We start from the raw sequence: 14,109 nt of genomic DNA, 5'->3' as shown, positions 1-14,109 counted from the left end.
TTAAATTATTCTATTTTAGAAATTTTTCTTTATTCCTCTATTTATTTTTAGGAATTGGTATTACAATGGATGTTGAACCAATCAAAAGTGCGCGCTTGATGATCTCTCTGACATAAAGAGGAATTTGATCTACTGTACCAACGTTTTGCAGGTCTTCCGCTATTAGACGATACTTTTTATTCATATAGATGACGCGAAAATTTTCCTTATTGAGGCTTCCTATGCTTATTCTTAAATAATCAAGCAATTTTTCCCAGTTATCGATTATAGGCAGGTCTTTTATTTCTTCTCTTGCAGAACGAACAAAGGCTTGTTTCACACAAAAGATGGCAGATATTGCTGCATTGCTGACACCATCAACATTTTGCAGTGCTTCCAGGTCAGCATTAAAAACTTTATTCAAACTGCCAAAATTTTCTATCAAACTCTTTGCTATCGGCTTTACATCAATTCTACTGTATGCTGAATATAAAATGTGCTCTAAAACTTCATAATCAAGTAATGATTGTCCATTATCTAAAATAATTTTCTCTCTTAGGCGCTTTCTATGCCCCTTTTCGTAATTTTTCATCATTAGTGAATTGCTTATCTCTTGTATAATAAGAAGTTAGATTTTTAAGTAAAATATTTAATAAAGCGCATGACGCACAATTGTAAGAACATTCATTTTTGAAGACAGTAAATGGTGTCATCAAAGTAGCTGACGCGAGCTCTACGTCATACCGCAATTCATTCGCGGTATCTCAGCAGATCCCGCTAACAAGCAGCGGGATGACGAAGTTATCGTCATGCCACCGCGAACCGTCATATCGCCGCAGACCGTCATACCGCGATTCATTCGCGGTATCTCTTAGCATAGATCCCGCTAACACGTAGCGGGATGACGATTGTCAAGGTGTCATCCGAGTAGCTTGACTACTTGGATCCAGAAAACTTAACTTTAAATAAGTGGCTGCATAATAAAGACTAGATTCCAGCGTCACGCGCTGGAATGACATCATAGGGGCACTGGGATCCAGAAGACTTAATTTCAACCAAGTGACTGCATAATAAAGGCTAGATCCCAGTGTCAAGCACTGGGATGACACCCTACTAGCGGAAGTTACTCTCAAATGTTTGTTCATGTTGCTATAAATATTAAGAAATTTACCAAATAAAAAAAAAGGCAAAAGAAGCCCCGTGGTTATTATCCGCTTTAAAATATTGGCGTTTTTTATGTTTTAAACGCTTGACAAGCAAGATTTAGCTGCTTTTAAATGCAACTCACCTTAGTTTAAATGTTTAAGAAATTTACTAAGCAGAAAAAAAGGCAAAAGAAACCCCGTGTTAGCTAGTTGTCACTCTCTAATCCTGCAAATTGGCGTACTATACTGTCTTAAACGACTTATAAGCGCGTTTCAGCTTATATAGGTAAAAACCCAGAAATGTTGTGAAGACATAAGGTGCACATAGTGCAAAAAATTAAAAATAAGACGCCAACTACGTTGTTTTCTTGCTGTTTAATCTGCACAGATTAAGATAACTGAATACCTTCACTATCATAATAAGGGGGCTGGCGGAGTTTGTCAAGGAATTTTTATGCAAGAGATCTATTGAAATGCCCCTGTAAAATTATACTATTAATTAGTGCACTGTAAATTTAAAATTATAGATATGTTAAGCAGATTGGTAATTTTGCTATTAGTTTTTATACTTCCTTTTTCTTCATACTCATACCAGTTTAGAACCAAAGCAAAGCAAGCAGTAGTCTTAGATTTAGCTTCAGACTCGTTCATTTTTGACCATAATTCCGATGAAAAAATGGCCCCATCTTCAATGAGCAAGTTAATGACTTTATATATAGCCTTCGATTATCTAAAAGCTGGAATAATAAATATGGAGGATAAATTTCGAGTAAGCAGAAAAGCGTGGGAAAGAAAAGGCTCTTCTATGTTTTTGAAAGAAGGTCAATCCGTTACGGTGAGGGAATTACTCGAAGGAATTACAATAGTCTCAGGTAATGATGCCTGCATAACACTAGCCGAGGGTATTGCAGGATCAGAAGAGAATTTTGTGGCTGAAATGAATGAGGTTGCACAAAATTTGAACCTGAATGACAGTCATTTTGTCAACTCAAGCGGGTGGCCAGATGGAGATCATTTTATGAGCGCAAAAGACTTGGTAATGCTGGCAAAAAGGATTTTCACTGATTTTCCTGAATATTACGATTTATTTTCTGAACAATATTTGACATATAACGAAATTGCACAAAAGAATAAAAATCTTCTACTTTTTCACGACATTGGGGTTGACGGTTTAAAAACCGGTTATACAAATGCTGGTGGTTATGGCATTGTAGCATCTGCAAAACGAAATGATAGGAGAATTTTTGCTGTCGTAAATGGTTTAAACACTGAGAAAGAGCGAATAGAAGAAGCAAAAAGACTGATACAATACTCCTTAAAACATTTTAATACTAAGAAAATATTTGCTAAAGACAGTGTAGTTGAGGAAGTAAATGTTCTCTATGGAAAAGATAAAAAAGTGCCTATTACAGTTGCAAACGATGTTACCATAACTTACAACCGCAAATTGCATGACCAAATTAAGGTGCGTATTGAATATAAAGATATGATACCTGCACCCATTAAAAAAGGTCAAGAAGTGGGCAAAGTTTTTGTAGAAATACCAGGTGTTGAGCAACAAACTACACCTCTTTATGCAGCAAATGACGTACAGGAATTGAATTTCGTAGAAAAGTTTTTTAGAATGTTATTTTAAGTTTAATATATTGGCTTTCAAAGCAATTTCGAAAGAGAGATCTATTGCACTTTAGTGTAGTTTTAACTAACAATTTCTGTTACAATACAAGATTGAAATGTTACGAAAATGTGCTGGTTATATTTGTTGCTGTCTAGTATCCTAGAGATACTGTGGGCTGTAACGTTAAAGTTTAGTAACAGTTTTACTAAAGTTGTGCCTTCGATTGCAACATTGGTAATTATGATCATTAGCATTTACTTTTTATCTCTTGCAGCATGCTTTCTACCTATTAGAGTATGCTATCCAGTTTCCTCTGGAATATGCACAATTGGAATAACTATAATTGGTGCAACCGCTTTCACAGAGAATATTAATTTATCTCAAGTTTTATGTATCATTTTAATTGTAATAGGAACCATAGGGCTAAAGCTCTCTATTTAAACCTAAAAATTTATGCATGAATTGGATATATTTACTCTTATCGTCACTAATTGAAGTGTTCTGGGTCATAACACTTAAGCATAGTTGTGGATTTACTCATCTCGTACCATCAATAATTAGCATACTCTCCATGGCTCTTAGTACGTATTTACTTTCGCTCGCTATACGTTCTATACCTATCGGAGTATGCTATGCAATTTGGACTGGAGTAGGTGCTATAGGAGCTTCGATACTTGGAGTTTACCTATTTAATGAACCAGTTAATTTATTCGAAGTAATATGCTTTATTTTAGTTACATTCGGGATTATAGGATTAAAATTGTGTAGGGTCGAGAACTGGCGCGCCTACTTTAGGGTTTGGTGGCTGATCCATTGTTTTCACAATAGGCCTCAATCCAAATTCCCATGTTAACGTTTCCAGCTCCCGCCTCGTCAAACGCAGCATGCGGTTTTCCCGCACTACGCTTTCCTAGCAGATTCTTTACCAAAGTTTATCACATATTGTACTGGTGATGCTTTCGGTTTGTAATACCTTATTCTGTAGTCTGAATATAGACCCAGCGTTTTGTATATCCATTCGCTACTCCACTTCTTCCACCCAAACCCTTTCTTTGCTTTCCTGGCTCGCATTAAGTTGCGTCTTACCTTCTTTTCCACCCAATGTTTTACGTAATTGAACTTTCGACCAGAGTTCCCTATCCTAAAGTAGTTTACCCACCCTCTCAATATCGGATTGATGTCATGTATCACTCTTTTTATCGGTTGCGATTTATAGCGCCGAAATATTTCCTTCAACTTGCGTAGCAGGTTTGTTCGTGCTTTCATCTGCGGTGTTTTCCTGACATTCCATTTTCCTTGTCTTGTGATATTCTCTTGAAAATCAAACCCTAGGAAGCTAAATGTTTCTCCTTTCTTTAGGTTGATGACTTTTGTCTTTTCTTCATTTACGCTCACTTCTAGTTTTGCTAATTCTTCTTCCAACCTTCTGTATACTGCTCTTTCTAGCCATTCCCGTTTCGGGTGTTCACTAATCAGTATCACTAAATCGTCTGCCCATCTGGCATATTCCATACGTTGGTACTTTCCTTCTTTGGTCACCTCTTTTGCTTTCTCCAACATTTTATCTACCTCATTTAGGTATATATTGCTTAGTAGTGGCGAAAGTGGTGATCCTTGTGCTATTCCTCGTTTTCCTCCTGTTTTGAGGATTAGCTTAATCATGCGCATGATTTCTTTGTCATTTATTCTTTTGGCAATCTTTTCCATCAGAATATGATGTCGCACATTGTCGAAGTAGGATTTCAGATCTACGTCAATTACTTTTGTATTGCCTTTGATTGCTGCTTCCGTTACTTTTTGTACTGCTTCATGCGCATTACGCTTAGGTCTATACCCGTATGATCCTTTTTGGAAGTCTGATTCGAATATCGGTTCAAGTATTAGCTTCAGTGCTGTTTGCACTATTCTATCCCGGATGCAGGGTATGTTCAACTTTCTGAATTTTCCTCCAGATTTTGGTATTTCCTTCCTCCGGTTCCTATTTGGGCTATAGGTCTTGGTTATTAGTTCGTGTCTTATTTGTTGAAGATACTTTTCTAAGCCTTCTGCCTCTATCGATTCGAATGTCATCCCATCTATTCCTGGTGCCCCATTACTCTTCTTTGTTAGCTTATATGCTTCTTCCAGTGTCTCCATCTTACAGACGTGAACATAGATTCCCCAGAATCGCCATTCCGGTTCTGCTTTCGCTTTGATATATATCTTTCTTCTCAGGTCTTGTAATTTTATTGGCATTTTTATCATTTTTACCTTTACCTTCCTTTTGTTAAAAGATTTCTACTAGCAGGGTGCCTTTGCTCCATGAGCGTTACCTCACTTCTTCACTACTACGCACCCATCTGCCACCCTCTCATCTTCAGTTCACTTCCTGTTTTCCAGTTATAGAATCTACCTCTCCAAGGTATTTCTCCTTGGGATGAGGAGGGCTTCTCCAGTTGCTTTGTATGTCCTCATTGCCATGCCGTTACTAACACCCCGCTGAAGTAGACCTATCGTTTCATTCGTTTTTCGTCTGGTCTATTCTGTCTTCACCAGTACCAAGATGGCTCGACCTTCAGAATATTCCTTTCGAGGCAATCTGTGTATTCGCTTTCGCTACGGCCTGGTGATTCGCCATTATCCTACGATAATGTTGTCGGTAGGCTTCAACATTTTGGTTTCCCTCCATGCTGCTACCCAAGCTACAGGATTCCGACTTTTATCCTGGTAGGTCTATCTCCTACTGAACAATACTTGCCTTCTCTGGACGCACTTGATACTGCAAAACAAACTGTTGATAAAATGGAATAAGAGATCCCACAATTGGAATTATATTAAGGAAATACTTCCTGCACATTCCCATTTACGTTTTGCGCTTCTTTCGTTTCATCCATTTTAGTACTAGGTTCTAACATTCTAACTGTAGTATAAGCTACCGCTAATGCTGCTGCTACAACTGTAACTACTGCTCCTATTACAGGATATAGCCCAGCTGTAATTGTTCCAGTTGCAAAAAGTGTTATCGTTATAGCAGTACCAAACAATATTGTTAAACTGAAAGCAACAAGAGATATTTTACCCTGTTGGTCATGTCGTTTCATTCTTTCTTCAGATAAAAGAAAATTCACATGCCGAACTATATAATGATTTTTGTCAAAATCGCTCGGAATTTTATTATCATTATTCTTTGACAAAAGATCTGCTCTTTTGCCTATTAAAGTCTCAATTACCTCTTTGCAACCACGTCGAGCAGCCATATGTAAGGGAGTGCATTTATCTTTATCTACTGCATTAACCTTTGCTCCTGCTCCTATTAGAGCTTTTGCTGTCTCTTCATTCTTGGCATTATGCAAGGGAGTGCGTTTATCTTTATCTAATGCGTTAACATTTGCTCCCGCTCCTATTAGAGTTTTTACTGTCTCTGCATCTTCAGCAAAATGTAAAGGAGTACATCCATATTTATCTGCTGCATTAACATTTGCTCTTGCTTCTACTAGAATTTTTACTATCTCTTTACGGCAAAATTGAGTAGCTATATGCAAGGGAGTGCGTTTATCTTCATCTGCTGCATTAACATTTGCTCCTGCTCCTATTAGAGTTTTTACTGTTTCTTTACAACCATATTGAATAGCCAAATGTAAGGAAGTGCGTCCATCTCTATCTATTGCATCAACATTTGCTCCTGCTTCTATTAGAGTTTTTACTATCTCTATGCGACCTTTTTTAGCAGCCAAATGTAAAGGAGTATTCCTATATTTATCTACCGCTTTGACATCTCCTTCTCCTTCTATTAGAGTTTTTACTATCTCTATGTAACCTTTTTCAGTAGCCAAGTGCGTCCAGAGAAGGCAAGTATTGTTCAGTAGGAGATAGACCTACCAGGATAAAAGTCGGAATCCTGTAGCTTGGGTAGCAGCATGGAGGGAAACCAAAATGTTGAAGCCTACCGACAACATTATCGTAGGATAATGGCGAATTACCAGGCCGTAGCGAAAGCGAATACACAGATTGCCTCGAAAGGAATATTCTGAAGGTCGAGCCATCTTGGTACTGGCGAAGACAGAATAGACCAGACGAAAAACGAATGAAACGATAGGTCTACTTCAGCGGGGTGTTAGTAACGGCATGGCAATGAGGACATACAAAGCAACTGGAGAAGCCCTCCTCATCCCAAGGAGAAATACCTTGGAGAGGTAGGTTCTATAACTGGAAAACAGGAAGTGAACTGAAGATGAGAGGGTGGCAGATGGGTGCGTAGTAGTGAAGAAGTGAGGTAACGCTCATGGAGCAAAGGCACCCTGCTAGTAGAAATCTTTTAACAAAAGGAAGGTAAAGGTAAAAATGATAAAAATGCCAATAAAATTACAAGACCTGAGAAGAAAGATATATATCAAAGCGAAAGCAGAACCGGAATGGCGATTCTGGGGAATCTATGTTCACGTCTGTAAGATGGAGACACTGGAAGAAGCATATAAGCTAACAAAGAAGAGTAATGGGGCACCAGGAATAGATGGGATGACATTCGAATCGATAGAGGCAGAAGGCTTAGAAAAGTATCTTCAACAAATAAGACACGAACTAATAACCAAGACCTATAGCCCAAATAGGAACCGGAGGAAGGAAATACCAAAATCTGGAGGAAAATTCAGAAAGTTGAACATACCCTGCATCCGGGATAGAATAGTGCAAACAGCACTGAAGCTAATACTTGAACCGATATTCGAATCAGACTTCCAAAAAGGATCATACGGGTATAGACCTAAGCGTAATGCGCATGAAGCAGTACAAAAAGTAACGGAAGCAGCAATCAAAGGCAATACAAAAGTAATTGACGTAGATCTGAAATCCTACTTCGACAATGTGCGACATCATATTCTGATGGAAAAGATTGCCAAAAGAATAAATGACAAAGAAATCATGCGCATGATTAAGCTAATCCTCAAAACAGGAGGAAAACGAGGAATAGCACAAGGATCACCACTTTCGCCACTACTAAGCAATATATACCTAAATGAGGTAGATAAAATGTTGGAGAAAGCAAAAGAGGTGACCAAAGAAGGAAAGTACCAACGTATGGAATATGCCAGATGGGCAGACGATTTAGTGATACTGATTAGTGAACACCCGAAACGGGAATGGCTAGAAAGAGCAGTATACAGAAGGTTGGAAGAAGAATTAGCAAAACTAGAAGTGAGCGTAAATGAAGAAAAGACAAAAGTCATCAACCTAAAGAAAGGAGAAACATTTAGCTTCCTAGGGTTTGATTTTCAAGAGAATATCACAAGACAAGGAAAATGGAATGTCAGGAAAACACCGCAGATGAAAGCACGAACAAACCTGCTACGCAAGTTGAAGGAAATATTTCGGCGCTATAAATCGCAACCGATAAAAAGAGTGATACATGACATCAATCCGATATTGAGAGGGTGGGTAAACTACTTTAGGATAGGGAACTCTGGTCGAAAGTTCAATTACGTAAAACATTGGGTGGAAAAGAAGGTAAGACGCAACTTAATGCGAGCCAGGAAAGCAAAGAAAGGGTTTGGGTGGAAGAAGTGGAGTAGCGAATGGATATACAAAACGCTGGGTCTATATTCAGACTACAGAATAAGGTATTACAAACCGAAAGCATCACCAGTACAATATGTGATAAACTGTAACCGTTCACGGAGATAAGGTGGTTTACAAAGTAAGTATAAAAGTGTAAAGAGATAGGAAGCTAAATATGGAATGGGTAAATGACAACAGTGCTGCAAGAAAAGGTTGTAGCAGAAAACCTAATCTCAAGGAAGAAATAAAAGCACTGATCAGAGAAAATGATAGCTTGAAAGCAAAAATAGTTGAATTAGAAGACAAATTGGGCTTAAATTCGCAAAATTCATCGCTGCCACCATCACGAGATATATATCGTAAGAAAGCAAAAAAGAAAAGTGATAAAAAACCAGGAGGTCAGCCAGGACATAAGGTGCATAAGCGTGAATTAATGGCTGCAGACGAGGTAGTGAGATGCACAATTGATACAATTTGTATGTGTGGAGGTAAGATTACTTTAGAAGATGAAATTATTCATCAGAAGGCAGAGTTGCCAGAAATTAAGCCAATTGTAACTGAGTACAGGTTGCAAAGAGGACATTGTAGAGTATGTAATAAAAGAATTACAGCAAATTTACCCGAAGGTGTTGCAAGAGATTTTCTAGGACCCAATGCTAAAACAGTTATAAGCAGCCTTAGCGGCTTTTTTATTAACTCAAAAAGAGAGGTACAGCAAATTTTGGGCAGTATTTTTAATCTAAATATAAGCCTTGGTTTAGTCTCAAATACTGAACGCAGGGTATCGAAGAAGTGTGCATCTGAATATGAGAAAATGAAGGAAGAGTTGCAAGGAAGCGAGTATTTGCATATAGACGAAACAGGGCACAGAAATCAAGGAAAGAGAGGCTGGAGTTGGGTAATAACAAACAAAGCGTTGACACTTCTGAAGGTAAGCGAGTCTCGTGGTAAGAAGGTGTTGAAGAGTTTACTGCCAGAATATGATGGTATATTTGTGAGCGATAGATACGCTGTATACAATTACTTCAATCGTGAAAATAGACAGATATGTTGGGCACATCTGGCAAGAGATTTTGAGAGATTTGCCCATAGTAAAAATGTTGAAGTGAGCAAAATTGGCCAAGCACTAAAATCGCTCAGCAATAAGGTGTTTGTAGTAGATAAGGCAAAAAAACAAAATTTGATAGATAATTTGAGATTTTATCGACTGGTGCGAAAAATTCGGAAAAGGGTAAAACATTTTTTACGTAAAATGACGAGGGTTGCAAATAGCACTCAAGCTTCAAGAATGGCCGCTAAGATGTTACGATCTGAGGATATGATGTGGAAGTTTTTAAGAAAACCTGAAGTGATAGAAACAACTAATAACCTTGCAGAACGGCAAATTAGACGGTACGTAATTTATCGTAAAAACAGCTTTTTCACCTGGTCAGAACGTGGAGAAAGATTCGTGGAAAGAATGTTGTCGATATTTTTGACATCACGTCTAAATGGCCAGAACCCCTTTCAAAAGCTACAGAATCTAGTAGCTGTCACTGCTTAGTTCTTTAATTCATTCTCACAATCCGTGAACGGTTACGATAAACTTTGGTAAAGAATCTGCTAGGAAAGCGTAGTGCGGGAAAACCGCATGCTGCGTTTGACGAGGCGGGAGCTGGAAACGTTAACATGGGAATTTGGATTGAGGCCTATTGTGAAAACAATGGATCAGCCACCAAACCCTAAAGTAGGCGCGCCAGTTCTCGACCCTACATCCAAGTAGCTAACACTGGGATGACAACCTTCTAACTACTTTACAAACCTCTAGCCTCACACCGTAAAAAGCAGTATTTTTATGTAAAATTTATCTCAACGTAGCACTTGTCAGGCAAGTCGTAATCACGTTCCATCCAAAAATTTTTGTGCTGCCATCTTTGCCTCATAATTAACCTTCTAGCTGTTTTAATTGTAATTAGTTAAATTATTATTAACCTAAGTGAATTTTAAATTAGATTTAAAAAGTACAGTATTGTCTAAAATGAATGATATACGGTGTCCGAATTTTAGACTCCTTCTTTTTTGTTGTCATCCCAGTACTTGATACTGGGATCCATTTTTCTTTTTTTTCTGGATTCCAGCGTCACGCGCTAACTTTTAATAGCGATAGTTATTTCTTATTTGTTAAGATCTTTCCTCAATCCAAGCTGCTTGAATGGCTTCGAGTATTTTCTCGTTACAGCGTTTTTCATCATCATCAAATTCCTCTAAACTCAAGACCTTTTTTTTAAGCTCAGTGAATCTGATATTAATTATATTCTCATCTGGAAATTTTTCCTCTAGAGCTTCTACAATATCTTCTATATCAAGCCATTTCATACTTTTTTGTATTTATCTGCTAAGTTAAATTGGTGCCCATGGGGAGACTTGAACTCCCAAGGTCGCAAAACCCACGGATTTTAAGTCCGCTGCGTCTACCGATTCCGCCACACGGGCTTTTTTTTATCTATCTAGAGTAAAACTCTACTACTAAATTGACTTCCATGTCTGCTGAATAAGGAACCTCAGAATATTGAGGTGACCTCAAATACTTCACTGAATGCTCTTTACTATCTGTCTCTAAATAATCCGGAGCCTTGCGCTCTTGTTTTTGTTCAGCCTCTACTACTACAGGGATTTTTGCTGCCCTTTCTCTTATTTTTATTATATCACCTGGTTTCACTCGATAACTCGATATGTTGACCACCTTATCATTAACTGTAACGTGCTTATGAGATATGAGCTGCTTCGCTGCATAAATTGTTGGCACAAGACTAGAGTGGTATAAAACAGAACTGAGCCTTGATTCTAAAATACCGATAAAATTATCAGCCGTATAACCCCTTCTGTTATAAGCATCTAAAAATGTACGTCTGAGCTGCTTACTTGAAATCGCATAGTAAAACTTAAATTTCTTATGCGCAGCAAACTGCTTACCAAAGTCGGATAACTTCTTGAATCCAAGAATACCATGTTGACCTGGAGGGTATTTCCTTTTGTTTACTGGGTCTTTAGCTCTACCCCATAAATTTACACCAAGTCTACGGCTAATCCTATACTTTCTAGTGATAACAGTTGTCATATAAAAACTCTCACGATTTAACTTTAGATTATTAAGGATTTTAGCACTCAGTGTCAACTTGTTTTTGCTGATATAATCTTTTATACTTCATTTTTAAGTTTTTCTATTAACACATGAATCATTCACATTTGGAATCTATGGCAAACGCCATCCGTTTTTTATCAATTGATGCAGTACAAAAAGCAAACTCTGGACACCCAGGTATGCCACTTGGCATGGCAGATGTTGCAACTGTTTTGTTTGCTAAATATCTGAATCATAATCCTGATGATTCTAAATGGTTCAATAGAGATCGCTTTGTTTTATCAAACGGTCATGGGTCAATGTTACTATACTCAATATTATATTTGACAGGTTATACTAGCATAGATGAGCTAAAAAACTTTAGGCAAATGGGATCCAAGACCCCAGGTCATCCAGAGTTTGGCTTGACTTCCGGGGTAGAGGCAACAACAGGCCCGCTCGGTCAGGGGTTTGCCGCTGCTGTTGGCATGGCACTTGCTGAATCAATCCTTAAAAAGCAATTCAGAATCAATCACTACACTTACGTAATGCTAGGGGATGGCTGTCTTATGGAAGGAATAAGCCATGAAGCAGCATCACTTGCTGGGCATCTTAAATTGAATAAATTAATAGCCCTTTTTGATGATAATGATATCTCTATAGATGGCGCTACTTGCCTTTCCTGCTCTGATGATGTAGAGAAACGCTTCTTAGCGTATGGATGGAATGTTGACAAAATTGATGGCCATGATTTTGATGCCATATCCCTTGCAATAGAGCAAGCAAAAAAGTCTGATAAACCTACAATGATCTGCTGCAAAACTATTATCGGAAAATTTTCAAGCCGTGCTGGCACATCCTCTGCTCACAGTGGTGCTTTTTCGGAGGAAGACATCAAACAGATGAGAGAGAAATTAAACTGGAATTACGAGCCATTCCATGTGCCAGAAGATGTGAAAAACGCCTGGATGAAAACTGTTGAGAGAGCAAAACAAAATTACAATTCATTGTCATTCCAGCATGTGACCAGTGAAGAAGAAAAAGAATGGATCCCAGTGTCAAGCACTGGGATGACAGAAGAGAATCCTGGGATGACAGGATATCATGCAGAACTTCAAAGGCGACTAGATGAGCGTCTGCCAGATAACAGCAATTCGGTGTCATTCCAGTGCTTGACACTGGAATCCAGTGAAAATAAAGAACTTCAAAGACGGTTAGATAAACGTCTACCAGACAATATCGATAATGTTTTGGCTAACTTGAAGAAACAAATACACGAGACAATGCCAAACGAAGCTACACGTTCTTCTTTCGGCATGGTAATGGAACTTTTAACACAACATATGCCGGAATTAATCGGCGGTTCTGCTGATCTTACTGGGTCAAATTGCACTAAATATAAGCACATGCAGGTAATAGATAGTAATAATTATAGTGGTTCTTATGTCCACTATGGAGTGAGAGAACACGCTATGGCAGCATGTATGAATGGTATGGCACTTCACGGCGCGATTCTTCCTTATGGTGGCACTTTTTTGGTATTTTCCGACTACTGTCGTCCTGCTATACGTCTTTCAGCTTTGATGAAACAGCAGGTTATCTATGTGATGACTCATGACTCAATTGGAGTGGGAAAAGATGGCCCAACTCACCAACCAATAGAGCATTTAGCCTCTCTTCGTGCTATACCAAATCTATATGTTTTTAGGCCAGCCGATGCAGTTGAAACTCTAGAGTGTGTTAGCATTGCACTCGAAAAAAAAGAGTCACCTGCACTGTTTGCGCTCTCAAGGCAAAATGTCAATTACATGCGCAAATTCTATTTTGATATCGATCAATCTGCTAATCTATCGAAGCTTGGTGCATATATTTTGTGTGAATGTTCAAAAGAATTAAAAGTGACAATATTTGCTACGGGGTCCGAGGTTGAAATTGCAGTTGAAGCAAGGGAGAAATTGCAGGAAAAGGGTATAGGTACAAGGGTTGTTTCTATGCCATGCTGGAGGCTTTTTGATGAGCAAAGTGATGAATATAAAGCAGCGATATTAAATAATGACAGCATCAAAGTTGCAATTGAAGCTGGAAGTGAAATGGGTTGGCATAAATATATAGGTTCAAACGGTATATTTATTGGCATGAAAAGCTTTGGAGAATCAGCACCTTATAAAACACTTTATGAGCATTTTAATATCAGCGCCGATCACGTAGTAAAATGTGTGTGTGAATTTTATCATTCCACTGTATATATTCAATAGAAACCACTTGACAAACTCTACCAGCCTCTTTATCATGAAACTGAAGGTATTCAGTTATCTTCATCTGTGCAGATTAAACAGCAAGAAAACAACGTAGTTGGCGTCTTATTTTTAATTTTTTGCACTATGTGCACCTTATGTCTTCACAACATTTCTAGGTTTTTACCTACACAAGCTGAAACGCGCTTATAAGTCGTTTAAGACAGTATAGTACGCCAATTTGCAGGATTAGAGAGTGACAACTAGCTAACACGGGATTTCTTTGCCTTTTTTTCTGCTTAGTAAATTTCTTAAACATTTAAACAAAGGTGAGTTGCATTTAAAAGCAGCTAAATTGCAGTGTTTAAGACTTAAAAAACGCCAATACTGAAAGTAGACAATGACTAGGGCTTCTTTTGCCTTTTTTTTCGTTTGGTAAATTTCTTAACGTTTGTAGCTAAAGTAACTTAGGTTCACCGACAACCGTCATCCCGCTACTTGTTA

The 14,109-nt window shown here is 38.1% G+C and carries 13 protein-coding genes and 1 tRNA gene; 7 read left to right on the top strand and 7 right to left on the bottom strand.

Features of this window, described 5'->3' with window-relative positions; all coding sequences use genetic code 11:
• Nucleotides 1-37: 37 nt before the first annotated feature.
• Nucleotides 38-571, bottom strand: coding sequence for a JAB domain-containing protein (locus WKH12_RS00495; RefSeq protein ID WP_434732374.1), 534 nt, complete (start codon nucleotides 569-571; stop codon nucleotides 38-40).
• A 1,082-nt stretch (nucleotides 572-1,653) separates the two neighbouring features.
• Here WKH12_RS00495 and WKH12_RS00490 point away from each other — a divergent pair.
• From WKH12_RS00490 to WKH12_RS00480, 3 genes are all read left to right on the top strand, one after another.
• Entirely contained in the window at nucleotides 1,654-2,760 is a 1,107-nt protein-coding gene (locus WKH12_RS00490; RefSeq protein WP_264732408.1) for a D-alanyl-D-alanine carboxypeptidase family protein, read from the top strand.
• Between the two features lie 108 nt (nucleotides 2,761-2,868).
• Nucleotides 2,869-3,183 carry a DMT family transporter gene (locus WKH12_RS00485; RefSeq protein ID WP_434732373.1) on the top strand — a complete coding sequence of 105 codons (315 nt, stop codon included), beginning with the start codon at nucleotides 2,869-2,871 and terminating at the stop codon, nucleotides 3,181-3,183.
• A 16-nt stretch (nucleotides 3,184-3,199) separates the two neighbouring features.
• Nucleotides 3,200-3,595: a DMT family transporter gene (locus WKH12_RS00480; protein WP_434732372.1), complete on the top strand. Its 396-nt coding sequence runs from the start codon at nucleotides 3,200-3,202 to the stop codon at nucleotides 3,593-3,595.
• 47 nt (nucleotides 3,596-3,642) lie between these two features.
• On the opposite strand, the gene ltrA (WKH12_RS00475) is transcribed toward WKH12_RS00480, so the two are convergent.
• Nucleotides 3,643-4,986: a group II intron reverse transcriptase/maturase gene (ltrA, locus tag WKH12_RS00475; protein WP_434732173.1), complete on the bottom strand. Its 1,344-nt coding sequence runs from the start codon at nucleotides 4,984-4,986 to the stop codon at nucleotides 3,643-3,645.
• A 336-nt stretch (nucleotides 4,987-5,322) separates the two neighbouring features.
• Here ltrA (WKH12_RS00475) and WKH12_RS00470 point away from each other — a divergent pair, with 336 nt between their 5' ends.
• Nucleotides 5,323-5,532 carry a hypothetical protein gene (locus WKH12_RS00470; RefSeq protein WP_434732371.1) on the top strand — a complete coding sequence of 70 codons (210 nt, stop codon included), beginning with the start codon at nucleotides 5,323-5,325 and terminating at the stop codon, nucleotides 5,530-5,532.
• Between the two features lie 23 nt (nucleotides 5,533-5,555).
• Here the strand turns inward: WKH12_RS00470 and WKH12_RS00465 are convergent, their stop codons facing one another.
• Together WKH12_RS00465 and WKH12_RS00460 are read right to left on the bottom strand one after the other, a co-directional pair.
• Complete coding sequence (locus tag WKH12_RS00465) at nucleotides 5,556-6,554, bottom strand: ankyrin repeat domain-containing protein (RefSeq protein ID WP_434732370.1); 999 nt, start codon at nucleotides 6,552-6,554, stop codon at nucleotides 5,556-5,558.
• Complete coding sequence (locus WKH12_RS00460) at nucleotides 6,544-6,726, bottom strand: hypothetical protein (RefSeq protein WP_434732369.1); 183 nt, start codon at nucleotides 6,724-6,726, stop codon at nucleotides 6,544-6,546. Before WKH12_RS00460 ends, WKH12_RS00465 begins: the two co-directional genes overlap by 11 nt.
• Before the next feature lie 336 nt (nucleotides 6,727-7,062).
• On the opposite strand from WKH12_RS00460, the gene ltrA (WKH12_RS00455) reads away from it, so the two are divergent.
• Both ltrA (WKH12_RS00455) and tnpC read left to right on the top strand, forming a co-directional pair.
• Nucleotides 7,063-8,397: a group II intron reverse transcriptase/maturase gene (gene ltrA / locus WKH12_RS00455; RefSeq protein ID WP_434732368.1), complete on the top strand. Its 1,335-nt coding sequence runs from the start codon at nucleotides 7,063-7,065 to the stop codon at nucleotides 8,395-8,397.
• Nucleotides 8,398-8,446: 49 nt separating this feature from the next.
• Nucleotides 8,447-9,814 carry an IS66 family transposase gene (tnpC, locus tag WKH12_RS00450; RefSeq protein WP_434732367.1) on the top strand — a complete coding sequence of 456 codons (1,368 nt, stop codon included), beginning with the start codon at nucleotides 8,447-8,449 and terminating at the stop codon, nucleotides 9,812-9,814.
• 617 nt (nucleotides 9,815-10,431) lie between these two features.
• On the opposite strand, the gene iscX is transcribed toward tnpC, so the two are convergent.
• The 3 genes from iscX to rpsD all read right to left on the bottom strand — a co-directional run bounded on the left by iscX (nucleotide 10,432) and on the right by rpsD (nucleotide 11,368).
• Nucleotides 10,432-10,626, bottom strand: coding sequence for a Fe-S cluster assembly protein IscX (gene iscX, locus WKH12_RS00445; RefSeq protein ID WP_253308941.1), 195 nt, complete (start codon nucleotides 10,624-10,626; stop codon nucleotides 10,432-10,434).
• Nucleotides 10,627-10,656: 30 nt separating this feature from the next.
• Nucleotides 10,657-10,743, bottom strand: a tRNA-Leu gene (locus WKH12_RS00440).
• A 10-nt stretch (nucleotides 10,744-10,753) separates the two neighbouring features.
• Entirely contained in the window at nucleotides 10,754-11,368 is a 615-nt protein-coding gene (gene rpsD / locus WKH12_RS00435; RefSeq protein ID WP_096616967.1) for a 30S ribosomal protein S4, read from the bottom strand.
• Nucleotides 11,369-11,481: 113 nt separating this feature from the next.
• Here rpsD and WKH12_RS00430 point away from each other — a divergent pair, with 113 nt between their 5' ends.
• Entirely contained in the window at nucleotides 11,482-13,626 is a 2,145-nt protein-coding gene (locus tag WKH12_RS00430) for a transketolase family protein (protein WP_434732366.1), read from the top strand.
• The last annotated feature ends 483 nt before the right edge of the window (nucleotides 13,627-14,109 follow it).

This window comes from Wolbachia endosymbiont of Zygogramma bicolorata (assembly GCF_051130665.1).
GTDB lineage: Bacteria > Pseudomonadota > Alphaproteobacteria > Rickettsiales > Anaplasmataceae > Wolbachia.
This window is presented reverse-complemented; position numbering and strand designations above follow the sequence as displayed.